17 protein-coding genes and 2 pseudogenes are annotated in these 22960 nt (G+C 64.0%); 12 read left to right on the top strand and 7 right to left on the bottom strand.

Translation table 11 applies throughout. From position 1 onward, the window contains the following. Positions 1-266: 266 nt before the first annotated feature. Complete coding sequence (locus tag KAK09_RS15505; RefSeq protein ID WP_210879849.1) at positions 267-1016, bottom strand: hypothetical protein; 750 nt, start codon at positions 1014-1016, stop codon at positions 267-269. Positions 1017-1270: 254 nt separating this feature from the next. On the opposite strand from KAK09_RS15505, the gene KAK09_RS15510 reads away from it, so the two are divergent. Further along, positions 1271-2530, top strand: a complete 1260-nt coding sequence (locus tag KAK09_RS15510) for a tyrosine-type recombinase/integrase (protein ID WP_210879850.1) — start codon at positions 1271-1273, stop codon at positions 2528-2530. Positions 2531-2636: 106 nt separating this feature from the next. On the opposite strand, the gene KAK09_RS15515 is transcribed toward KAK09_RS15510, so the two are convergent. Further along, positions 2637-3233, bottom strand: a complete 597-nt coding sequence (locus KAK09_RS15515; RefSeq protein ID WP_210879851.1) for a hypothetical protein — start codon at positions 3231-3233, stop codon at positions 2637-2639. 636 nt (positions 3234-3869) lie between these two features. Between KAK09_RS15515 and KAK09_RS15520 the strand changes: the two genes are divergently transcribed. From KAK09_RS15520 to KAK09_RS15555, 9 genes and pseudogenes are all read left to right on the top strand, one after another. Beyond that, entirely contained in the window at positions 3870-4109 is a 240-nt protein-coding gene (locus tag KAK09_RS15520) for a helix-turn-helix transcriptional regulator (RefSeq protein ID WP_336244472.1), read from the top strand. Further along, positions 4106-4375: a hypothetical protein gene (locus KAK09_RS15525; protein ID WP_210879853.1), complete on the top strand. Its 270-nt coding sequence runs from the start codon at positions 4106-4108 to the stop codon at positions 4373-4375. Before KAK09_RS15520 ends, KAK09_RS15525 begins: the two co-directional genes overlap by 4 nt. After that, entirely contained in the window at positions 4372-4794 is a 423-nt protein-coding gene (locus KAK09_RS15530; protein ID WP_210879854.1) for a VRR-NUC domain-containing protein, read from the top strand. Before KAK09_RS15525 ends, KAK09_RS15530 begins: the two co-directional genes overlap by 4 nt. Then, on the top strand, positions 4791-5855 hold the full coding sequence (locus KAK09_RS15535) for a helix-turn-helix domain-containing protein (RefSeq protein ID WP_210879855.1): 1065 nt from the start codon (positions 4791-4793) through the stop codon (positions 5853-5855). The genes KAK09_RS15530 and KAK09_RS15535 overlap by 4 nt, the downstream gene beginning before the upstream one ends. A gap of 71 nt (positions 5856-5926) precedes the next feature. Continuing rightward, positions 5927-6328, top strand: a pseudogene (locus KAK09_RS19155) (DNA cytosine methyltransferase); the annotation flags it as partial. A gap of 43 nt (positions 6329-6371) precedes the next feature. Then, the gene (locus KAK09_RS18845) at positions 6372-7118 is read left to right on the top strand and encodes a DNA methyltransferase (protein ID WP_247651335.1); all 747 of its coding nucleotides are present in this window, start codon (positions 6372-6374) and stop codon (positions 7116-7118) included. After that, positions 7115-7774: a hypothetical protein gene (locus tag KAK09_RS15545; RefSeq protein ID WP_210879857.1), complete on the top strand. Its 660-nt coding sequence runs from the start codon at positions 7115-7117 to the stop codon at positions 7772-7774. Before KAK09_RS18845 ends, KAK09_RS15545 begins: the two co-directional genes overlap by 4 nt. 414 nt (positions 7775-8188) lie before the next feature. After that, on the top strand, positions 8189-13258 hold the full coding sequence (locus KAK09_RS19035; protein ID WP_272491277.1) for a glycosyltransferase: 5070 nt from the start codon (positions 8189-8191) through the stop codon (positions 13256-13258). After that, a complete protein-coding gene (locus KAK09_RS15555) occupies positions 13255-13845 on the top strand; it encodes an SLOG cluster 4 domain-containing protein (RefSeq protein WP_210879859.1) in 591 nt (196 codons plus the stop codon). The genes KAK09_RS19035 and KAK09_RS15555 overlap by 4 nt, the downstream gene beginning before the upstream one ends. Positions 13846-14534: 689 nt before the next feature. Here the strand turns inward: KAK09_RS15555 and istB are convergent. Both istB and istA read right to left on the bottom strand, forming a co-directional pair. Further along, positions 14535-15299, bottom strand: a complete 765-nt coding sequence (istB, locus tag KAK09_RS15560) for an IS21-like element helper ATPase IstB (RefSeq protein ID WP_210879860.1) — start codon at positions 15297-15299, stop codon at positions 14535-14537. Further along, positions 15296-16786, bottom strand: coding sequence for an IS21 family transposase (gene istA / locus KAK09_RS15565; protein ID WP_210879861.1), 1491 nt, complete (start codon positions 16784-16786; stop codon positions 15296-15298). The genes istB and istA overlap by 4 nt, the downstream gene beginning before the upstream one ends. Positions 16787-16975: 189 nt before the next feature. On the opposite strand from istA, the pseudogene KAK09_RS15570 reads away from it, so the two are divergent. After that, positions 16976-17220 (top strand): annotated as a pseudogene (locus KAK09_RS15570) (major capsid protein); the annotation flags it as partial. A gap of 151 nt (positions 17221-17371) precedes the next feature. Here the strand turns inward: KAK09_RS15570 and KAK09_RS15575 are convergent. Beyond that, complete coding sequence (locus KAK09_RS15575; RefSeq protein ID WP_210879862.1) at positions 17372-19075, bottom strand: gamma-glutamyltransferase family protein; 1704 nt, start codon at positions 19073-19075, stop codon at positions 17372-17374. A gap of 167 nt (positions 19076-19242) precedes the next feature. On the opposite strand from KAK09_RS15575, the gene KAK09_RS15580 reads away from it, so the two are divergent. Next, positions 19243-20148, top strand: a complete 906-nt coding sequence (locus KAK09_RS15580) for a VOC family protein (protein WP_210879863.1) — start codon at positions 19243-19245, stop codon at positions 20146-20148. Between the two features lie 6 nt (positions 20149-20154). On the opposite strand, the gene KAK09_RS15585 is transcribed toward KAK09_RS15580, so the two are convergent. Together KAK09_RS15585 and KAK09_RS15590 are read right to left on the bottom strand one after the other, a co-directional pair. Then, entirely contained in the window at positions 20155-22104 is a 1950-nt protein-coding gene (locus KAK09_RS15585; RefSeq protein WP_210879864.1) for a TRAP transporter permease, read from the bottom strand. Between the two features lie 74 nt (positions 22105-22178). Continuing rightward, positions 22179-22835: a TAXI family TRAP transporter solute-binding subunit gene (locus KAK09_RS15590; protein WP_210879865.1), complete on the bottom strand. Its 657-nt coding sequence runs from the start codon at positions 22833-22835 to the stop codon at positions 22179-22181. Positions 22836-22960 lie beyond the last annotated feature (125 nt).

Here is a 22960-nt window from a genome sequence, read left to right on the forward strand (position 1 = left end):
CCGCTACGTCCTATGGCCGCCAATGCTGCGACCAGCAGGAGGTCCCGTATTGCCACCTTGCCGACCAAAATTTTTCTGCGGCACGCATGTGTGGCAGCTCTAGAGAATGCTGCAGCGCAGCGCAAAACCGGAAATGCCGTCAGCAACCGGCCGGGAGTGACGTCGGCTGTGAGCGATGAGTGCCTCTTCATGGGTGACCTCTCCCACCGCCGTGGTGCCGCACGTCTGCTTGGAGGTCAGGTCATAAAAAATCGTTCTTGCCGCATCTATTTATTGATGTGATCGGGGCCAGAAGTCCCCGAGGGTAGCAACGCCAACACTGTGGCTAAATCGGCCTTTCGTACGAGGAACGGCATGCATGTCGTTCCATAGTGTTTTGCAAGATGGAATCGATGCATCCCTCCAGCAATGTGAATTTGGCCTTGGAACTCAGCGAGTAATGGCGGTGTGACACCATTTCCATGGAGCCAGCGGCAAGCAATTCCGCAGCTCTTCCACTTGTACCGCCTGTGCCACGGATCCTTGTCCCTACTTGAGGCTTGGGTGAGCCTGCAATTGACGTCATCAACATTGGCCCCGATGAAAGCAAATTCAGCTGAGTCGTGATCTCCAGGATACTTGCCGTCTAAGGCCAGGTAGAAATTCTCCGGGTTAAGGTCCCATTTTGCGGTTAGGGCATGCGGGATGTTTTTTCGTCCTTTGCACCAGTTTTTGACCTTCCGTCCTTCAATCGCGCGGGCGATATGGAAGGCTTCGTCCAGTCTCCCATCCGCCACCGCTATGGCCGTATTGAAGCTTAAGCCAAGCGCCACAAGGCGGTTAATCTCGTCGAGGTTTGGCGCGTGATCTCTGTCGGCAGGCATTTCTATCCAAGGTTGCTGATCTATGTCGTTATCGTCCGCATAGCCGACACTCAATACCAATAAATGCTGCGCGATGCACGAGTGACCGGTTCGGGGAAGCTGCACCGCGGCGTCGTGTTCGTCTCGACCGGCGGCTCTGGGCCGATCGCGCACCAGCAAGCCTCAAGACACAACGCCCGGCGCACAAAACATGAAGACCCCACCGCCGCGGGTTTTGCCCTCGACACTTCCGCGATTCGCGCATCTTGCGCGCCGGGCACACCCTCTAACCCGTTGACGACGATGCCCGGAATTCGCCTCCCTCTTCAATTCCACCTTCCGCCTGTTTTCCACCCCCGGCGCCGTGATCTGACTTGATAGAGGCGCGGATCCACGCCTGTGTCCATCGGGAAAGGAGGGCCGAACGCATGGCCAGACGGGTGAAACTGAGCGAGAAGGCGCTGCGGGATGCCGAGCCCTTGGATGGCAAGAGCTACCAGATTTTCGACACCGAGATCCTCGGCCTGGCCGCCAAGGTCCAGTGTTCGGGCACGCGCACCTTCACGCTGGACTATCGCTTCGCCGGCCGCCAGCGGCGCATGACCATCGGCCGCTGGCCGGAGTGGAGCGCCACGGCCGCGCGCGAGCGCGCCCGGGAACTTCGCCGGATGATCGACGAGGGGCAGGACCCGCTGTCGGCGAGGGCGAATCTGCGCGAGGCGCCCCGCATCAAGGACATGATCGACCGCTACATCCGCGAGCACCTGCCCAAGCTCGCGCCCGCGAATGCCGGCGATCAGATCTCCATGCTGAAGAAGATGGTGGAACCTGCCTGGGGTAACCGGCTGGTCATCGACATCACCAAATCCGACGTCGCAAAGTTCCTCGACTTCGTGGCCGAAGGCCGCCCCCGCCCCTGCAAGCAGAAGCCGAATAACCGGGCCCGCAAGCTGCAGGGTCACAAGCCCACGCCGGTGCGCGCCAACCGCGTCGGGGAAATCCTGCGCAAGATGTTCACGCTGGCCGTGGAATGGGAATGGCGCGCCGACAATCCGGCGCAGGGGTTTCACCGGCACATCGAACATGCCCGCGAGCGGTTTCTATCCCCCGAGGAGCTGACCCGCCTCGCCGCTGTCCTCGACACGGCCGAGGACCAGCGCGCGGCTTCCATCATCCGCATGTGCATGCTGACCGGCGCGCGCGTGGGCGAGGTGCGCACCGCCCGTTTCGAGCAGTTCAACCTCGACTACGCCATCTGGTCGAAACCGGCCTCGACCACCAAGCAGCGCAAGATCCACCGCGTGCCGATCTCGCAAGACGTGGTCGCGATCGTGCGCCAGCGCCAGCTGGTGGTGCCGCGCGGAAACCCATGGCTCTTCCCCGGCGATGCCGTGGGCAAGCCCGTCCGCGAAATCCGCCGCTTCTGGATCAGGGTGCAGAAAGAGGCCGACCTGCCGGATGTGCGCATCCACGACCTGCGCCACACCTTCGCCTCGCTGTTGGTCTCGGGTGGCGCCTCGCTCGAGATCATCGGGCGGCTGCTGGGCCACAGCCAGATGCAGACGACGCAACGCTACGCCCATCTGATGGAATCGCCGCTGCGGGCGGGCGTGGACAGCGTGGCGAGCATCTTCCGCCCACGGCCCCAGCTTGTTCATGATGCGGACGGGCAGCAGAAGTCCGCGTAACCGGATCACGGTCGCGCGGTTGCCCTGACCACTGACCTGTCACGCCGCGCTGGGCGCTGGCCGCCGGGCGATGCCATCCCCTTCGCAGCCTTGCACGCGCTGCTTGTCAATCGCCCCCGCGCACGGCGCGCCAGATCGGTGCAATGCGTTTGCGGATGGTGCTTTCCTCGGGCACATCGCCGGAGGTGGAACCGGCGATGAACCAGTCCTGCACCTCGGCAATCAGCGCCGCCTGCGAGGCGGGAAACCCCATCTCGTTGAGCCGCTTGAACAGCCAGATCGTCATGGCCTCCCAGTCATAGCGTGACCCTGCGCCTGTGCCATGGGAAGACCGCCGCAAGAGCTCGCGCTCTTCCTCGAATCGGTGCAGGGCTTCGGCCGGAAACATCAGATCGGTGGCGCGCACCAGAATACCCTCCGAGGGCTCGGTCACGCGCAGCCAGGTCTCGCTGCCGGCGGGCAGGATGCGCCTCAGGCGGCAGGTTTCGTCGCTGGGGCCGAAACGGCGAAACAGCGGCATCAGTTCCGCAAGCGACACTTCGACCAGACCACCGTGCAGATCATCACCGCACTGCACGGGCTCGATCCCGATCATCGCCCTGAGATGGCCCGAGGCCGCCCAGCCTGCCACATCGGCGGCTGAGCAGCCCCAGCGCGCAGAAACCTCGTAGATGGAGTAGAAGGCAACAGCAGGAAGCGGCATCGGGGTCTCCTTTCAGGCATAGGGCATTGTTCGGCCAGGGCCGGGAAATGATCGGGCAACAGACATCTGTTCAGCGCCAGGAGGCGCTGTCGGGGACGAGCAAAAGCGAAGCGTGGCTTTGACAATACCTGTCGTGGACGGTGCATCATGCACCGGTCCCGTGGGCCGTTTGCGATTCTTCCAGACTGCTCGGGGAAAAACTACTCGCCTCAAACGTGCCCTGTCACCCCGAAACTGACCGCGAACTGGCGGACATCCGGGGCCCTCGGCACAAACCATTGTTTATCTTTTGTTCTTTTTCTCACGTCCCACCGGAACGCGGATTCAGCCCAAATCCGCCCCGGCCATCCTGACGGAACGCACCCGGAATCCGTTCTCGCGCGGGGTGCTCCGGTGAATGTCACCGGAAGCGGAACCGGCCTTTCCGGAACGGGCGGGGCAAGCGCCGGAAACTCGCAGCCGGTGGCCCCGCCCGAAGGGGTCAAGACGCTCCAAACCCAATAAAACATGGGGTGGAATTGAGGAAGCGTTTCAATTCCACCTTCCGCCTCGTTTCCTCCCCTCGGCCTCTGCTCTGATCTGCGCAGCCCGAACCAGTCGGGCTTCAAACTGAGGAGAGAGCAGATGTCAGAGACGATGGCATGTGAGCCAGGGGCCGCGCCCCTCAACCTATTGGCGGACTGGATCAGCCGCGAGGACCTGGCCGAAGAGCTGATGGTCAAACCCGACACGCTGGCGCGATGGGAAGCCCGGCGCGAGGGGCCTCCGTGCATGCGCATTGGCCGGAAAGTCTACTATCGCCAAAGTAGTGTACGGGAGTGGCTCCTGAGCCGTGAGCAGGGCCAACCCGTGCGCAAAGGGAGGGGTCGCCGGTGAGCCTTCCCCTTCCCTTCCGCAAGCGCGCCCAGCGTGATCAGGTGCGCCAAGACTGGATCGACGAGCGGCTGCGCGAGGCGCGGATCGTCGTCGCCGATGTCGCGCATCATTCCGACCATCTGATCCGGCTCGCCTGCACTGTGCTGATCCAGCACGGCGAGACACCGGCCGAGCGCGAGGACGCGCGGATCCTGCTTGTCGTCCTCGATGCGCGATCGCCCGGTCGCGCTGGGCGTCCCCGGCCTGACCCGGAGGTGCGCCGATGAAGCGCCGCGGCACACCCGAGGCCGATCTGCAACGCGCGGTGGTGCAGGCGCTGCGCTTTGCCCTGCCCCGCACGGCCATCATCCACCACTGCGCCAACGAGGTGACCGAGGCGGGCCCGCGCGGCGCTAAACGCCAGGCGATCCTGGTCGGCATGGGCGTCCATCCGGGCTTTGCTGATCTGATGATCCTTTGCGAGGGGCGTGTGCTGTTCCTCAAGCTGAAATCCCTCAAGGGGCGGCTCAGCCCGAGCCAGGAGGCGTTTCGCGAGGCCGTGCTGACGCAGGGCCATGGCTGGGCGCTGGTGCGCTCGCTCGACGATGCGCTGGGCGCGCTGGCGGATCATGGCTTCATCACGCGTGTCGTGCAGCCTGATACCGTAAACAGCGTTGCCACCCCTGCGCGGAGGGCTACGCAATGAGCCATACCGCCACCAACTGGGCCATTCAGCAGCGCGGGCTGAAGCCCACGACCAAGATCGTGCTCTGGCATCTCTGCGACCGGTTCAACCCGGATTACGGTTGTTTCCCGTCGCAGGTCCAACTGGCGCATGATTGCGAAATCAGCCGCGCCACGCTGAACCGCCATCTCGATGTTCTCGAAGCCTGCGGCCTGATCCGCCGCATCCGCATGGTCGATCGTCGCACCGGACAGCAAAAGCCCACCCGCTATCTTCTGGGCTTCGAGCAGGGCTTTCTGCCGCCCCGGTCAAACCCGCCTGATGCCGATCAGAGCGCCCCTTTCGACCTCGATGCGGCGGGCGATCCATGTCCGGATTTGAGACACGGCCCTGATGATGAAAAGCCAAGCACAGACAATCGCTTGCCGTCAGAATCCGGATCAAGCCCGTGTCTCATTTCCGGACATGGCCCCGTGTCTCATTCTGGCGCAATCCCGTGTCTCAAAAATGGCGATCCCCGTGTCTCAAAACGAGACACTAACCCTGTAAGGGAACCTCTAAATAAACCAGTAAAGGAGGAGGAGGGCGCGCAAGCGCGCGAGGCCATCTCCGAGGAGTATTTCGGGGAGTTGGTCCGGGCGCTGGGCCTGGACCCCACCGCCCTGCCCGGCTGGTGGCAAGGCTGGCCGCCGCGGGAGCATGTCCGCCGCTGGCGCGACGATCTGGGTCTCGACGAGGATGCAATCCTTGCCGTGGCCGAGGCCTCGCGGCGGGACCATCCAGAGCCGCCGGACGGGCCCAAGGCGCTCGATCGTGCCATGCAGCGCGCCGCCCAGCGCCTGAAGCAGACCGGCGCGGCGGTCGCGAAGAAGGGCGCTGCGCCAAGCAACGGCGAGACCCGACGCCGGAAGCGCGACGATGGCCCCAGGCCCAGCGACGACGAACTGGCCGCGTTCTACGCCGATCTGGTGAACTCCGATCGGTTCCTGCCCCCCAGCATGATCAGCACCGCCATGTGCCACGCCATGCTGGAACGCGGCCTCGTGACGGTCGAGCGTTTGCGGGCGCGGGGGGTGCGGTGAATGCCATGGTGTCACGTCCCCGGCACGGATTGTCCCTCTGCGCAGGCGGCGGAGGCCTGGATATGGGCCTCATGCTCGCCGAGCCCGGCTACCACACCCGATGCTTCGTCGAGTGGGAGGACTGGCCCCGAACTGTGCTCATCGCCGCCCAGCGCGCAGGGTATTTCGCCCCGGCCCCAATCTGGGATGATCTGCGCAGCTTCGATGCTCGGCCCTTCCGGGGGGCATTCGACCTCGTCCTTGCCGGATATCCCTGCCAGCCCTTCAGCGCGGCCGGAAAGCGCGGAGGGGCCGACGACCCGCGCCACCTCTGGCCCGAGGTCGCCCGTGTCATCGGCGAATGTTTCCCCGAATGGGTCTTCCTCGAAAACGTCGCCGGTCACGTCACCCTCGGCCTTGAAACCGTCCTGCGAGAGCTTTGGGGACTGGGCTACACGCCTGCGGCGGGTCTGTTCAGCGCGGCAGAGGTTGGCGCGCCGCACCAGCGGCTGCGCATCTTCATCCTGGCCCACACCGATGAGCCTGCATCCCGGCACAGCCAGCTACAACCCGGCCGGGAACAGCGACTTCACCCGCAAGGCGGAAGCACTGGCGCTGGGCATCACCAGTTGGTCGACACCCAAGGCGACCGATGGGGCGAAGGGTGGACCGGGCCAGAGTTATGGTTCGGGAGGGATGCCGCCCCTGCCAGCGCAGGCAGCACAATGGCAGACCCCGGTAGCCGACGACCAGATGGACCGGCTCCGCGGCAAGATCAACAGCCGGGGCGAGCCGAAACTGTCGGCACAGGCCCTGCAATGGCCCACACCGGCGGCGCAGAACTGGAAGGGCAGCAGCCCGGCCAGCGTGACCCGCGCCGATGGCAAAAGCCGGATGGACATCCTGCATTACCGGGCGGAACAGGGCTTCACCCGCCCGGCCCCGGCGATCATCCCAGATGGGCAGCGGTCCTCGCGACACGCCCCGATCTCGCGCCCGCTCTGGGCTTCGATGATTGCCTCGCATGGGCGCGTCGCATCAAAGCGGATCCTGAAGAGCCGCGCACGGCGGCGGCTGAACCCGCTCTTCGTCGGATGGCTGATGGGCTGGCCCATCGGGCACGCGCTCTGCGCCTGCTCGGCAACGGAGTTCACCCTCTGGCAGCAGCACATGCGTGGCGCTCTCTCGCAGCTGCCCATGGCCTCGGGCCCGTGGATCTGGCGGCCGACGAAGGCCGCCCAGCGCCCGGCGCAGATGAACCTGTTTGAAGGATTGCAGCCATGAGTTTTCACAGCAGGATCGGCCGTGCAGGCGGCACGAAGGTCAAGCGCGCGCTGGGCGTGCAGGCGGCGCTGGAATGGGCGTTCCAGGTCGAGAAAGCTCAGTTGGAGCTGCCCCCGCCCCAGAACGTGACCGAGGAAGGCTTCGGCTTTGGCCTGGAATACGTCCTGCTGCAGCGCGCGGCGCTGGGCTGCAAGATCGACGGCGGCCAGCACAAGATGGGCAGCTACACCCATCCCGACGCCGAGGCGATCGCCGCCACCGTCGCCGGAATGCCCGACAGCCTCGGCGGCATCCGCATGGCGATCCGCGTGGCGGAACTCGCGCGCGCCGGGCTGACGCCGGACTGGATGCCGGGCGCGGTGCCCCGCTGCGTGCCGGTCGAGGTGAAGCGCAATCGGCATGGTGATCGCGCAACCAGTATTGTGGTCGGGACCGAACGGGTTCTCGTCCGCGGCAAGTGGCGCACGCTCGAGGTTCGCGCCTGTCCGGTGACCTTCTCCCCGCATCCCCATAAGATCGAAGCCGCGCGACGCGCCTATGATGACTGGTGGCAGGCGCTGAGCTGGGTGCGCGACGGGTTGATCGATGGTAGGATGTTGCGCGAGATCAAGGTGACCAACTTGATGCCGAAGGTGGCGCCGTGGGAGCCGAAGTGAATGCAGTTGGTCTGGGCGGCGAGCGGCCTGTGACGTTGCAGCATCGCACCCGCGGCAATCTGCGATAGCCGCCGTTCGCGCCGCGCCCCGGGGGCGGCAAGATGCGCCGCCTGAGACCGTGGTGCGGCAAATGCCGATTACTCAGTCGATGCAGCGCCACGGCTCGATGCTTTACCCCGCTGTTTCCGTTTCTGACTTCGACTTTCTCCCAGGTTCTGCTTCCGAGGGGAACCAGAAGGCTGTAGCATGGACGCGCTTCCGATCCCCGTGATCGGGACGTGGCGTATCGGCCAGTTGGGATCTTCGATGAAAGATCTCACTGTTCCCTAAGGGCGCCATGCTCCCCCCACGAGGACGGTGCGGAAAACGATCCTTTCATCGGGGAAGAAAATGCATACACGTGTCCTCGTCGCCATGGTGGCGACTCACAAGCGTATCGATCTACTGCTGCAACGCTCACTGCCATCTGTTCTCAGGCAGTTCAGGATGGCTGACCGTATCGTTGTCATCGACGATGGCAAGGATCAGCATCTGCGGGATCAGCTTGCCGAAGCTGCACCCATCGCGGAGCTTCTGGAGAACCGTCGAACGAAGGGGCTGTCCGGTGCGTTGAACACGGGACTTGATCATCTCGCTCGAGATGTCCCGGATCCTTCACATGTCTTCGTCGCTTTTCTGGATGACGATGATTGTTGGAGTCCCGACCACCTGGCGAAGGTTGAAGACTCCATCCGTGCCGGGGCAGAAGTCATCGCAGCGCCGTTCTTGCGGATCGAGCGGGATCGAGATCCACGCCAGATAAATCCGCCGACCTCGCTCTGTCCCGATGAATTCATGGCGGGCAACCCCGGAATCCAGGGCTCCAACCTCGTGGTTCGGCTGGATGTCCTTCTTGAGGCGGGAGGCTTCAATGAAGCGCTGCCGTCATGCACCGACCGCGATCTGCTGATACGTCTGAGCCGTCGGCCCGAGGTGCGTTATGTCGCCACGGCCAATGCAACCGTCGAACATCATGCTTGCGACGACCGTCAGCGGCTCTCCCTTCCAGGCTCACCGGAGAAGTCGAGCGGTCTTCAGATGTTCGACCTCATTCACGGGCCCTTGATGACGGAAGGGACCAGAAGAGAACATCTCCGACGGGCTCGTGAGCGTTTTGGCTGGAAGCCCAAGTCTCGAAAGGGAAGCCGCCGGTCCCTACGCGCCTGTGAGGCGCTGACAGAAGTCGACACGCCATCGCTTGTGGTTGGGATCATCGTGGACGACCGCCGAATTCCTTCAGCCGGACGACTGCTGGACGACCTTGCCAACAGGATTGAGGAGGAGGAACTTGAGGCCTTCGATGTTCTACTCCTGGAGAACCGGCCCGAAACCTCCTCGGGAGAGGCGTTGACCCGACTGGTCGAGCGGCTTCGCCCGAAGCTGCGGATCAGCGTCGTTGATCGTGCGGCTGTCCGATCACTCATCTTATTGGGCGATCTGCAGCTGGCTAGTGACGATCATGACGGCCGGTTGACCATAACCGACGCAAGAACCGTGCTGCAGTCCGCGCTCTACCACATGGCTCGCGAACGCAAGGACTGTGCGATATGGATCCTCGACGACGATATGCGGCTGTATCCGCTGGTCGCCACGCCCGAAGGTGCCCGGCCCACTCAACTGTCATTGCGAACGTCGCTTAGTCAGATGCGTGCGCTTGGCGCTGATATCTGCATCGGATGCTACACCGGGGCACCTCCGCTGCCATCTCTCGCTTCGGTGAGGGGACAACTGGTCGATCTGATGTGGAACCTGCGAAGGCTCTCCGCTCTTCCGGCGCATTCGCCCGTGCCTGCATCAGAGCCGCGTAACGATCGCCTGCGTGAAGGTCGACGCGATTACTATTACGACCTGTCCCGAATAGAGACCGACCGTCTCGAAACACCTTTTGCGTTGGAGCCCGCCTACTCTGCCGAGACCTGCGGCGAGGCATTGAACCGGCTTGCCGGAATGATTCCGCGGATCCTTGCTGGTGAAGCGCCACTTCGGCCGCTGCTGGCAGACCCCCAAGAAATGGCCGAGTTCAGGGCGAACGACGCGTTCCACCGTGGCGGAAACACCTTTGTCTTTGATCCTGAGGCGCTCGCAGATCTTCCAAACCTGTCGCCGACGGTCGGAGGCCGTCCCACCCGAAGGTCGGACATGATCTGGGCGCTGCTTCAGGTGAGACATTGTGGACGGACGGTGGGCTCGGTTCCAGTTCCGGTTCGTCATGACAGGGGAGATCTGCCAGCACCTACCGCACTGGATCACACAGGTATCGCCGATGACATTCGCGGCTTCGCGATCTTCAGTGCGATGAAGGACTCCGAAGATCCGGATGTGATCACATTACGCGTTGAAAAATTCGAAGCGGAACGCCTCGCGGCACTCCGACTCTCATTTTATCGAGTTCGCGGTATCGCGCGCGAGCTTATGGGATTGAGTGAATCCGCTTTCCTGTCGCCGGCGCAATCACAGGCCTTCAGAACCCAAGCCGAGGACTTGCTTCGGATGTTCTCCGACGAGTCGTTTCAGGAGATTGACCGTGCGGTCCGCGCACTTGGGCCCACAGAAATCCGGTCTTTTCTGTCGGGGCTTCCTGATCGGATTTCTGTGCATGCCGAGAGAGTTCGAAAGTCTGAACGGATACCGCGGCTTCTGAGTGAACAACGTGCATGTGCCGCCCGGGATGCAGTCATTGCACTCGCTGACCCCAGGGCGAAGCTGCACCTGCTGGGTCAGGGAGACGAAGGCGTCGCCCTTACCGATGGGCAGACGCTTTGGAAGCTTTTCGATCGGTGGCGACCCGAGCAGGCAGCCAGCGCGGCACCGATCATCGAGCGGCTCATCACGCAGGGTTCAGAGTCCACAACCCTTCTTCGCCCCTCGGCAATGTCGCGCACTGCCGTCGGCTGGCTGCTGGAAATGCCGTTCATCCCGTCCGATCCTTGGGAGGGTGGGCGAGGCCCGGGACTTGTGGAACTACTCGCTGATCTTCACCGCATGAAACTGGCCTGTCGAAACCTGCATCCCAAGAACCTGAGGATAGATGGGGATGCAGTGCTACTAATCGACTACGGCGCGGATCTGGTCCCGAATTATGATCCGGAAGCCGACGGCCTCGAGTTCCGTCGCATGTGTCGCCGCGCGTGGCTCTGCTGGCGGTGGTGGTGGCGCGGGGACCTGGACGAACTGATGCGTCGGTCACTCCGGGAAGTAGACATGCCTGAGCTTGATGGACACGAGGGCCTCGTTCGCGCCGTCCGCGAACGCTTGGGTGTTTGTCGACCACCGGACCCTACCCTGACGAGAGCACAGGAGCTCCGGCCAGCGTCCGTGCTTGATTATGGGGCGGGAAAGGGCAAGCAGGCCAGACTGATGGCCAAGGCGGGCGCTCAGGTTGTTGCATGGGATCCCGATGAGAGCCTTTCGCATCGCTTGGAAGGTCTGCGTGAACACGGCGTGCATCGGGCTGCCACGGCAACCGAAGCGGTCTCTGCTGGTCCATATGATCTGGTGATCTGTCGGCGCGTCGTCTGCCTGCTGGATGACGATGATCTCGCCTGCGCCTTGAAGGACCTGCGGTCCTCGGTGAAACCCGGAGGAAGGGTGCTGTTGTCGCTTTGTCACCCCGCCTACGCACACAGAACGCGGGTCGCCGAAGGCGAGCCAATCTCACATCCTTGTGGATGCCGCGCCGCGCCTTGGAAGAAGCGGTCAAGACTCACAGGACGGATCTTGCATGAGGTCCATCGAAGCGAACCAGAACTGCGGCGCCACCTCGCACGAGCGGGGTTACGAGTTGTCAGCCGATATGAGCGCCATTGCACCGAGTTCGAGAGGTTCGAGACGGTTGCCGACCTATTGGTCCTTGAACTCGAGCCCGCGCCGGTGCCAGCCGTGTCTTTGTTGATCAAGGCCTGCGCCATGGATGCCGAAGCGCTGGAGATACATGTTCAGGACATGCTGTCGGCGCTCGACGGCGTAGAGACGTTTCAAGAGACTATCTTGGCGCTTGACACACGCACCGTCGGCTTCCCCCGCCAACATACGACGGGGGACCTTGAGGCCATGCGCGCGGCGGCGCACCGCCTGCTGAGTGCAGGCGACGTTGACCGGATTGTTGAGACTCCTTCCGAACCGTCCAAGCTGCGAGACCTCAACCGCCGCTGGTTCGGTCTGGATTTAGCAGTCGCTCACAGCGCAGGAGGAGCCGCGACGGCCGCCCTCTTGTCGGGATTTGAAGCTTGCACCGCGCCGCGCGTGCTCCATGCCGATCTGGACATGATGATTGGTCGCAAAGATCCGGCCAGCAATCCCGTCGCTGACCTGTCATCCGTGCTGGACAGGCATCCAGACGCCATTACGGCAAGCTTTCCTGTGGCGCGGAACACCGGCCTTGCATGGACATCCGAGGGACCCGATGGGCCCTGGCGCGTCGAAAGCCGACTTGGACTCGTCGATTTGCAGCGGATGCGTCGGGTACTGCCCTTACCCACGCGACTGGACCGTGACGCGGTTCAGTTGTCTTGGCATCGCGCACTTGACCAAGCGGTTCGCGAGGGCCGAGGCACATCCTGGCGGGGTGGCGGAGGTGGATACTTCTGTGTTCATCCACCGAACTTTCGCAAGCAGAACCTCGTCGAGTGGGAGGAGGCTCGTCTTGCAGTCGCACGCGGCAATTTTCCAGCGGTTCAGGAAGGATTCATCGAGTGGACAGGCACCCTTTCCGAGTGGCGACGTCCGGAGCGCAATGAACCTTTCGTGTTCGTCATCTGCGGCCGCAATGTTCTGCCTGAACGGTTCCGTCGTTGCTGGGACTCAGTCCTTCGGCAGAACCGGGGCGACTGGGGTGCGATCGTTGTCGATGATGCCTCGACGCCCTTCATCTCCTCCGAGATCGCCCACATCTTGATGCCCCACGCGCAAAGTGTCAGTTTTCTGCGACGTGGTCGTCGTGCGGGGCAGTTGGCAAACCTCGTCCATGCAATCCGATACCTGTGTGCCCGGCCAGATCAGATCATCATCACCCTTGACGCGGATGATCATCTGATAGGTGCAGATGTCCTGGATAGACTGGCCTCGGAATACGACAGCGGGGCGGACCTTACTGTTGGATCGATGCTGAGGACGGACAAGTGCTCCGACTATCCCGTGCGACTGGACGACCTACGTCGGCATCGTGGGGGAAACGTCTGGCAGCACTTGCGGAGTTTTCGGAAATCTCTGTTCGACAGTGTGCCGGATGACCTGCTTCGTCTAGATGGTGCATATGTCGAGCTTGCGTCAGACTGGGCCTTCATGCTGCCGATGGTCGAACTCGCCCAGAAGCCAATCTGGATCCGTGAGCCGCTCTACCTTCACGAACCCGGCGACACGCGGAATCCATCACGGGCAAAAGCAAGAGAGGATGTGATCGCTCGACTGATCGATCAGCGAATGATCAAACAGGAGGGCACTGGATGAAGTATTCGCAGCGCCGCAAGGTCATCTCGGTCATCGGCGACTCCAATCTTGCACCCGACGATGTGCGTCTGCAGTTGGCCCACCAGATCGGACGTTTGCTTGTCGATCGGGGCTTTACGGTGATGACCGGAGGCATGGGGGGCGTGATGCACGCAGCGCTCCAGGGCGGAAGAACCTCCGCAGCTTGGGTTCCAGGGTGCTGTATTGGGATGATCCCAGGAACTGATCCCGATGACGGCAGTGTTTCTGAAGCCGCTGACCTGATCATACCGACAGGACTGGATCACGCAAGGAACCTCATCGTGGCACAGTCCGATGGCGTGATCGCTGTCGGCGGCGGAGCTGGCACCCTTTCCGAAATTGCCCTCGCCTGGATCCATCGTCGTCTCCTGATCGCACTACGGTGCGACGGATGGAGCGGTCGTCTTGCCGATCAGCGGATTGATGGAAGGAGACGCTATCCAGAGATCGAGAGCGATCGGGTTTACGGCGCCGACACCGCCGATGAGGCCGTTGCGCTCGTAGAACTGCATTGCATGACCTACGGCAAACGGCATCGTGGTATCGCTCGACGACAACCGTTGTGAAAATGGGAGCCACAAGAGGAGTGGGTTTTGCTCCCCAACAAGCGTTGAGGCTGGATGCATGCGATCGCTACGCCAAGCCCCGGTGGCCGCTGCAGAGAATGCCGCGCGTTGAGCTGACCGTCGGCTTTGGGCCGGGTGCGTCGCCCCCCTCCCAATGGTTCCTCCCCAGCGCCATCCGTATACGGGGGGGCTGAGCGCGGCATTTCGCTAGCGACAGGCAGTTTCACCGGGGAATCCAGGCGGAATCCACCTGCCGGGTGATCTTGGAAAAAGCGACTCATTATCAAAGGCTTGCGGAATCACGATCGTGGCGTGCTGGATTCTTTTGCGGAAGCCAGGGAATCCATGTGTGGATGCCTCCCGTTGTGCAAGGAAAATTTTGACCTTCTTGGCATGTGATTGTCAACGGCGGAGTAAAATCCGGCCATTGGGCGGCGCAAAACCCGGCCACATTGGATTTGGGCGTAACGCGCGCCACGTGGCGGCGGCCAGTCAGCCGCGCTTGCCAAATAGCTGGTGTCAACGGCAGAGTAAAAGTGGGCCAAAGGGCAGCGCAAAATGTTGCCACTTTGGGGTTGGGATAATCAGCGTGTAGACGAGCGCCAGCATCCGGGCGGCCGCGCTTGTCATATAGCTGGCGGTTGCCCGGATGCTTTGGCCTGTCAGGGCCAATCTGTGCTGATTGGGGTTTAGGCTTTTGGGGGTGCCTGACGCGCCTTGCTCTGGCCAAGGCGGTAGCTTTCGCCATTCATCTCAAGGATGTTGACGTGATGGGTCAGGCGGTCGAGGAGTGCGCCTGTCAGGCGTTCTGACCCAAAGGTCTCGGTCCATTCGTCGAATGGCAGGTTGCTGGTGATCAGCGTGGAGCCGCGCTCGTAGCGTTGGGAGATTAACTCGAACAGCAGCTCGGCCCCAGTTTTGCTCAGTGGCACAAAGCCCAACTCGTCGATGATGAGCAGCTTGTAACCCACCATCTGCTTTTGAAGCCGCAAGAGCCTGCGTTCGTCTCTGGCCTCCATCAGCTCATGGACGAGTGCGGCGGCAGTGACAAATCCAACGGACAGGCCTTTCTGGCATGCTGATAGGCCAAGGCCCAAGGCGACATGGGTCTTGCCGGTGCCGGACGGACCAAGCGCTATGACATTCTCGCGGCGATCAATCCATTCGCAACGCGCCAGTTCCAGCACCTGCATCTTGTTCAAGGCCGGGATCGCCTTGAAGTCGAAGCTGTCCAGGCTTTTGACGGCCGGGAACTTTGCGGCTTTGATCCTGCGCTCGATCATCCTGCGTTCCCGGTCAATCATCTCCAGTTCGATCAGACGTACGAGGAATTGCACATGGTCCAGTCCCTCAGCCGCGGCTTGCTTGGCCAGCTTGCTGTATTCCCGCAGAACGGTCGGCAGCCGCAGCGATTTGAGGCGGTGGTTCAGAAGGATTTGGGGAGCGTCGCTCATGCAGCCTGCCCCCGCTTCATCAGGGACATATAACTGGCCGCCGGCGTCGTGCCGACATTGGCCTTTGGCAGATAGGGATAGACATCCAGATCCAGCTTGGGCGGCCGCTTCTCGATCTGGCACAGCACGAGGTGTTTGACGGCATCAAACCCAATCGCGCCTAGACGCAGCGCATTCTTAACGGCGACCTGCAGATCTGTCATCTCGAACGTCTCCAACAACCGCAAGACCTGCACATACTCACGCCGCCCCGCCTTGATCATCCGGGCTTTCATCAGGCGGCGCAGGGTCGCAAACTCTTCGGGCAGATCCCATTCCACCAACGGGGCCGCCTGATCAAGGGCCCCCACCTTCTGCTCCAAAAGGGGGAGATAATGCACCGGGTCAAAGACCATATCCTCTCGGTCCCAGCATCTGGGGTGGCGGGCGATCACATTGCCAGCACAGCCAATGACAACCTGATCGACATAGCCACGCACCCACACATCGCGGTGCCCATAGGCGACGGGAACAGAGTAATCGTTGGTTTTGTAGCGCACCAAGGACTGCGAATCCACTTGGCCAGTCGCCTGATCACAGGCGTCAAATTGAGACGCTGGCAGATCCATCATGGCATCAAGGTCACGGGCCAGACGTTGCCCAATGCTCTCGCTATGGCCGCGCAAGACATCCGCCTGACGCTTGCGGCATTGCTCTTCAAGCCAAAGGTTGAAGGCTTCCCACGTGGCAAAATGGGGGATGGGCACCATGAAGTTACGCCGAGCATATCCGACCAGACCCTCAACGGCGCCTTTATCGTTGCCTTTTCCCGGACGTCCATAGCGATCATGGATGAAGTAATGCGACAGGAATCCGCTGAACAGCTTGGTCCGCTTGCGCGAACCGTCCGGCAGGATCTTCGCAACAAGGCATCGGCCGTTGTCGTAGAGAACCGACAGCGGGACACGGCCAAAGAAGGCAAAGGCGTGGACATGGCCATCGACCCAGGCCTCGGAGACTGCTGCTGGATAGGCCCGCACAAAGCAGGCATCACTGAATGGTAAATCCAGCGCAAAGAAATGCGCCTTTTGCTCCACCCCGCCGATCACGACCATAGCTTCGCCGAAATCCGCCTGGGCGTGGCCGAGGGCATGTGCCAACGGCACAAACATCTCCCGACTGCGCCGCCCATGTTCGCGGACATAGTTCTTGACCGTCGTGTAGCCGCCGCGAAACTGGTGCTCGTCGCGTAGCCGTTCAAAGATGCGCTTGGCGGTGTGGCGCTGTTTACGGGGACGGTTCAGATCGTCTTGCATCCATTGGTCGATGAAGCCAGTGAGCCCGTCCAGCTTGGGCCGCTTGATCTGCGCCGTTCGCTGATACCCAGGCGGGACCGAAAACATCATCATTTTCTTCACGCTGGCACGCGAAATCCCAAAGTGGCTGGCGGCCTCTCGTTCGCTCATACCGCCCCGACGCGCGAGGCGGACCTTCAAATATAAATCCACGACTAAAATCTCCCGCCCTCCCTGCAAACAGAAAGGGCCAAAGTGGCAACATTTTACGCTGCCCGCAGCGAGATTATCACGCCACTTCCGTGGCCAACTTTTGCATTGCCGTTCTCACCCAGATCGCCCAACGCGCCTTCAACACGCCCTTGATGGTCGATCCGGCCAAGGCGCTGGCCTTCCTGTCCGGGTTGGGTCCGCGAGGTGCTTCGCGCCATGGAGGACAACCTGCTGGACGAAAGCATGACGCATGTGCATGCCCCCTCGGCAGCCGGGAATTCTTCGACAAGCTGATCGCGCATCCCAAGACCGAGGAGGCCTACAAGTTCTACGCCGCCACCGGCGCGCAACCCCTGCGCCAGGATGTGCGCCGCAACTTCCCCTTCGCAGGTATCGTCTTCGAGGAGTATGCGGGCACGGTGACGCTTTCGACCAACCCTGGGCGATCACATGCCGTTGGCCGAGGTCCACCGACCGATGCTGCGTGAAAGCCCGGCGTGCGTGACAAGGCGGCTGTGGGACGGGACGGCCCGGCGGCTGGCGTCCCTTGCAACGGCGACCCGAACGGGCCCGACGGGGCGGCCCTCAGGTCGCGATGGCATAGGACGGCCGGCGGGGATCCGCGCCTCCGAGGATCAGCCCTTCGCCAGCCACCGACTGCACCGCGCACAGCCCGCCTGCGCGCCAGTCGTTGTCCGGCCAGCGCGAAATCTCGTGACCCTGCGCGGCCAGCGCCTCGGCCGTAGTGTCCGCGATGCCCGGCTCCAGCTTGACCAGCCCGTGATGATGGGTGAACGGCGCGAACGAGCCGGGGAAATTGTAGGTGGCAAAACGCGGCGCCTCGATGGCTTCCTGCAGGCCCATGCCGAAATGCACACGGTTGAGCAGGAACTGCAGCATCGCCTGGCTTTGCACGTCCCCGCCCGGCGTGCCGAAGGGCATCACATCTCCGTCGCGCGCGAACATCGCGGGGTTCGGCGTCAGCCGCGGCCGCTTGCCGGGATACACCCCCGAGGGGTGGCGCGGATCCGGGCGCGACTGGCTCCCGCGCGAGGACGGCACGAGGCCGGTGCCCGGCACCACCGGCACCGACCACGACCCGTCGCTGGGCGTCGCCGAGAAGGCGTTGCCCGCCGCGTCGATCACCGCGACATAGGAGGTGTCGGGTTCCGGGCGCGGGTCGTCATCCCCGGCGGGAACCTGCGCGTGGGGGCTGTCCCCCTCCAGCAACCGCCCCGGCATCCCGCCCCGGGCACATAGCCGGTTGATCTGCGCCAGACGCGCGCGGGCGTGGTCAGGCGACAGCAGCCGCTCGAGCGGGACATCGACGGACGCGGGGTCGCCGAAATGGTATTCGCGGTCAGCGAACGCATTGTCGAGGACCTCCACCAGCAAGTGGATATAGTCCGGGCTGTTGTGGGCCAGCCCCTCCAGCCGGGCCTCCTCCAGCTGGCGCAGCGCCATCGCCAGCACCGGCCCCTGGCACCACGCCCCGCAGACGAAAAGCTGCCCGCCCAGCGTCTCCATCCCCAGTGCAGGCTCCATCCGGCAGCGATAGCTGGCCATGTCCTCGCGCGTCAAGAAGCCACCCTCGGCCTGCACGAAGTCCACGATCTCGGCCGCCAGATCGCCGCGATAGAAGGCGTCGCGCACCGCCTGCAGGCCTGCCGCACGGTTGCCGTCCGCCGTCCGCTCGGCCGCGAAAAGCCGCTCGAAGGTGGTGGCGAGGTCGCTCTGTACGAACCGCTCGCCCACTCGGGGCACGCGGCCGTGCGGCAGATAGACCTCGGCGCTGGAGGGGAAGGCGCGGTAGCCGTCCTCGTACTCGGTGATCGTGTCCACCAGCAGCGGGTGGACGGCGAACCCGTCGCGGGCATGGCGCGCGGCCGCATTGGCGACATCGCGAAACGACATCGTGCCGAAGCGCGCCAGCGCGTCCAGCCACGCCGCGGGCGCCCCGGGGACGACGATCCGCTCCACCCCGTCGGGGATGGTGCCGTTGTGGCGGTCCATGAAGTGGCTCGGCGGGATCAAGGCGGGCCACACGCCCAGCCCGTCGATGGTGATCGGGACCTCCATCCCGGCCATCCGGATCATGATCGGCGCCACCCCGGCCACATTGACCAGATCGGGCTGCACCACCCCCAGCGTGATGCCCGCGGCAACTCCGGCATCCACCGCATTGCCGCCCGCGGCCAGCACGTCATGCGCGGCGACGGTGGCCAAGTAATGCCCGGCCGATACGGCATGGCGGGTGCCCGCAACCTCGGGTCGGGTCAGGGTGATCATGGGCAGGATCCTCGGATGATTGGGGTCGGATGACTGGGGGGCCGATCGCCGACGGGCGGCAGGCCGTTGGAGGACAGGTTTTCACAGCGCCCCGGCGTATTCAAGCACGGCGGACCCGGGCGCCAACGCCTGTGGTCAAGGCGCGCGTTGCTTGCTACGCTCGCACCATGACACATCCGCGCCAGACCCCCGAAAACGCCGAGGTCTTTCTGGACCACCTGGCCCATTTCCTGCCCGACATGGCGGTGGCCGAAACGGTGCTGGAGGGGCTGGGCTTCACGCTGACGCCGTTCACGGTGCAGCGCAACCAGACGCCGGACGGGTATATCCCTTCCGGCACCGCCAACCGCTGTGCCATGCTGGACAATGGGTATCTGGAATTCCTGACGCGGGCCTCCGACACGGCGCTGGCGCGCCAGCTGGAGGCGGCGCTGGCGCGGTATACCGGGGTGCATCTGCTGGCGATGGCCGCCGCGGACGCCGAAGCGGTGACGGCGCGGCTGGCGCGCGAGGGCTTCGCGCCGAACCCCGTGGTCCACCTGACCCGGTCGATCGAGACCGCCGACGGGCAGGAGGCGCTGGGCCGGTTCTCGGTCGTGCGGGTGTCGCCCGGAACGATGCCCGAGGGGCGCATCCAGCTTCTGACGCACCACACCCCGGATCTGGTGTGGCAGGACCGCTGGACGCGCCACCGCAACGGCGTCGTCTCGCTGGAGGCGGCGCTGGTCGCCATCTCCGATCCTTCGGAGGCCGCCGCGCGCTACGGCCGGTTCCTGGGCCGCACGCCCGCGCCGCTGGAGGGTGGTCGGTACCTGCTGGCGCTGGACCGCGGCACGCTGGTGTTCGCGCCCGATGCCTCGCATCTTGGCGGCGGCACTGGTGGGCCGCGTCCCTGGATCGCCGGGTACGCGCTGGGGACCGCCGATCCTGAGGCCACGGCCGGGATCCTGTGCGCGGGTGGCGCGCACCGGCTGCAAGGGGAGGCGGGCGCGCCGGTGCTGGCGCTGCCCGATGCGATCGGGGGGCACGTGGCGCTCGTGTGCCCCGGCCAGCGCCCTGCGTTCGCGCGCTGAGGTCACTCAGGCCATCGCCGGGCGCTGCAACCACTGGCGCACCGTCACCAACCCCAGCAGGCTGATCCCGAAGAACGACGCCCACAGGCTGGGATACAGCAGTCCAAACGCCGCCGGCAGCAGCAGCACCCGTTCCACCATCGACAGCGGCCGCAGCAGATACCCCTCCAGGATCACGTTCAGCGTGATGACGCCGATCAGCGCCAGCAGCGCCGCGAACGCCGTCGTCAGGATGTTGGCGTCCACGCCCAGGATCTCGGGGTGGATCACGAACATGAACGGTAGGATGAACCCCGGCAGCCCCAGCCGCACCGCGATGAAGCTGGTGCGGAAGAACGACGCCTGCGCGATCTTGGCCGCCACCAGGCAGCAGATCGCCACCGGCGGCGTGATGGCCGAGATGTTGGCGAAGAAGAACACGAACATATGCGCCGCGATCAGCGGCACGCCCAGTTCCACGAGCGCCGGTGCCCCCAGCAACGCCACCAGGATATAGGCTGCCGAGGTCGGCAGCCCCAGCCCGAACGCCAGACACGCGAACGCCGCCACCACCAGCAGCAGCGCCAAGTTGCCGCCCGCCAGCTCCAGCATGAAGAACGACAGCTTCTGCGAGAACCCGGTGACGGCGAGGATATCCACCAGCACCCCGATCACCGCCACCACCACCGCCACCTGCGCGCCCCGCAGCGCCCCGTCATAGGCGATGGAGCACACCAGCCGCAGCGTGTTCGACGCAATGGCCGCGATCCCGCGCCACGACAGCGCCATCTCGCGCAGGATGTAGAGCACCGCCAGGATCGCGGTGGCCTGCAGCGCCGCGCGGCCGGGCATGTTCACCACGATCAGGATGATCACCAGATAGGCGGTGGCGATGAAGAAATGCAGATGCTTCAGGCAGGCCAGCCAGACCGGCTCGGGGCTTTCGAACTCGCGGGTCAGCTCGACCTGCGCGGTGGCGTCGAGGTTAAAGCGCACCGCCCGCAAATGCACTGCGAACATCAGGTAGACATAGAAAATCAGCGCCGGGAACACCGCCGCCAGCACGATCTCGCCATAGGGGATGCCGGTCATGCCAACGATCAGGAACGCAGCCAGCCCCATCACCGGCGGTGTGATCTGCCCCGCGGTGGAGGCGACGCTTTCCACCGCGCCAGCGAATTCGGGCTTGAAGCCCACCTTCTTCATCAACGGAATCGTCAGCGCCCCGGTGGAGGCGACGTTGGCCACGCTGGACCCCGACACCATCCCCATGAATCCCGAGGAGATGATGGCGATCTGCGCCGGCCCCGCCCGCGTGCGCCCGCCGATGCGATAGGCCAGCTGCATGATGAAGCTCACGCAGCCCGTGGCCTGCAAGGCTGCCGCAAACAGCATGAACGGAAAGATCGTGCCCGCCGACAGCTCGGACAGCCCGCCCAGCAGGCCGTGGAAATACGGGATCGAGGTGTAGCCGATCAGCCGCTTGAGGTTCAGCCCGCCGTGGTACAGCAACCCCTCGGGCATCGACGGGCCGAAATAGCCGTAAAGCAGCCCCACCACCGCGATGGCCGAAACCACCCAGCCCCATTCGCGCATCGAGGCATAGAGCGCAAGGCCCAGGAACACGAGCGCCACGACCATGTCGGTGTCGTTGGGCAGGAACGAGCGTTGCCGCGTCAGCGCGCGGTATTCGGCAAAGACATAGCCGATGATGGCGGCGGTCACGAGCGCAAGCAGCAGATGGATCACCCGCGATGGCAGCCGCCGCGCCATCGCCGCGGCCGCGAGCATCAGCACCACGACCGTGCCGCCCACATGCACGATCTTGAACAGCCCCGACGGCCAGAAAAATGTCAAGATCTGGTTCACATGGGCCCAGACGAAAATGATGCTCACCATGCCCGCAAGCAGGATCAGCCAGGGGTTGCCCTCGCTGGTGGTGAAATAGCCCGCGGCGCGCTTGGCCCAAGAGTGCATGGTGGCTCCCGATGGAGGTGCACCGCCGTCATCGACGGCGGTGCGGATTGCGGATCGTCCGTCGTCGCGGCGGGTCAGTCCGCCTCGACCATGCCGTCCTGCCACAGTCCGCGTTCCTTGAAGAACCGCGCGGCGCCCTTGTGGACGGGGTATCCGGACACCAGGTTCGCCGCGCCGAAGTCGGGCGCGATGTCGGCGAACTGCACGCCCAGCGCGTGGACCTCGTCGAGGTTGTCGAAGATCGCGGTCATCACGGTATAGGCGACCTCCTCGGTGACCTCCGGGGCAACGGCCAGCACACCCGAGAACGACGTGGTCAGGATGTCCTCGCCCTCGGCGCCCACCGCCGCGGCCGGGATCAGGCCGGGCCGCGCGCCGCCGTTAATCGCGGCCGCGGCCGCCATCAGCTCCTCCGAGATCGGCAGGATGCGGACCTCCTGCAGCGCCATCAGCTCGGTCATGAGCGGCGACGGGCGCCCGTTGGTCAGCAGCGACGGGATGCAGTCCACCGCGCCCGCGCGCAGCGCGTCATAGCTCTCGCGCCAGGAGCCATAGGTCCAGTCGATCCCGTCGAGGATGCCGGCGGCCTCGAACAGCACCTCGAACAGGACCGCGGTGGACGACCCCGACGGCGAGGGCATGACGCGCCGCCCGACCAGATCCTCGATCGTGCGGATGTCGCTGTCGGCCCGCACCATCGGCGTGCAGTTGAACAGCGTGTAGGCGAACATGTCAACGCCGGAGTAAAATTGGGCCACGGGGCGGCGCAAAACTAGGCCACCTGGGGTTTCTGCGGGGCGCGCGTGGCGGGCGGCGGCCAGTCAGCCGCGCTCTCCATGTAGCTGGCGGGTGACTG

Origin of the sequence: Roseovarius autotrophicus, from assembly GCF_018069895.1 — a bacterium.
GTDB lineage: Bacteria > Pseudomonadota > Alphaproteobacteria > Rhodobacterales > Rhodobacteraceae > Roseovarius > Roseovarius autotrophicus.

Bases quoted from the DNA above. Each gene is read 5' to 3' on its own strand.
- KAK09_RS15510 (WP_210879850.1), top strand. From the start codon at position 1,271: ATGGCCAGACGGGTGAAACTGAGCGAGAAGGCGCTGCGGGATGCCGAG.
- KAK09_RS15515 (WP_210879851.1), bottom strand. From the start codon at position 3,233: ATGCCGCTTCCTGCTGTTGCCTTCTACTCCATCTACGAGGTTTCTGCG.
- KAK09_RS15520 (WP_336244472.1), top strand. From the start codon at position 3,870: ATGGCATGTGAGCCAGGGGCCGCGCCCCTCAACCTATTGGCGGACTGG.
- KAK09_RS15530 (WP_210879854.1), top strand. From the start codon at position 4,372: ATGAAGCGCCGCGGCACACCCGAGGCCGATCTGCAACGCGCGGTGGTG.
- KAK09_RS15535 (WP_210879855.1), top strand. From the start codon at position 4,791: ATGAGCCATACCGCCACCAACTGGGCCATTCAGCAGCGCGGGCTGAAG.
- KAK09_RS18845 (WP_247651335.1), top strand. From the start codon at position 6,372: ATGAGCCTGCATCCCGGCACAGCCAGCTACAACCCGGCCGGGAACAGC.
- KAK09_RS15545 (WP_210879857.1), top strand. From the start codon at position 7,115: ATGAGTTTTCACAGCAGGATCGGCCGTGCAGGCGGCACGAAGGTCAAG.
- KAK09_RS19035 (WP_272491277.1), top strand. From the start codon at position 8,189: ATGGTGGCGACTCACAAGCGTATCGATCTACTGCTGCAACGCTCACTG.
- KAK09_RS15555 (WP_210879859.1), top strand. From the start codon at position 13,255: ATGAAGTATTCGCAGCGCCGCAAGGTCATCTCGGTCATCGGCGACTCC.
- istB (WP_210879860.1), bottom strand. From the start codon at position 15,299: ATGAGCGACGCTCCCCAAATCCTTCTGAACCACCGCCTCAAATCGCTG.
- KAK09_RS15575 (WP_210879862.1), bottom strand. From the start codon at position 19,075: ATGATCACCCTGACCCGACCCGAGGTTGCGGGCACCCGCCATGCCGTA.
- KAK09_RS15580 (WP_210879863.1), top strand. From the start codon at position 19,243: ATGACACATCCGCGCCAGACCCCCGAAAACGCCGAGGTCTTTCTGGAC.
- KAK09_RS15585 (WP_210879864.1), bottom strand. From the start codon at position 22,104: ATGCACTCTTGGGCCAAGCGCGCCGCGGGCTATTTCACCACCAGCGAG.
- KAK09_RS15590 (WP_210879865.1), bottom strand. From the start codon at position 22,835: ATGTTCGCCTACACGCTGTTCAACTGCACGCCGATGGTGCGGGCCGAC.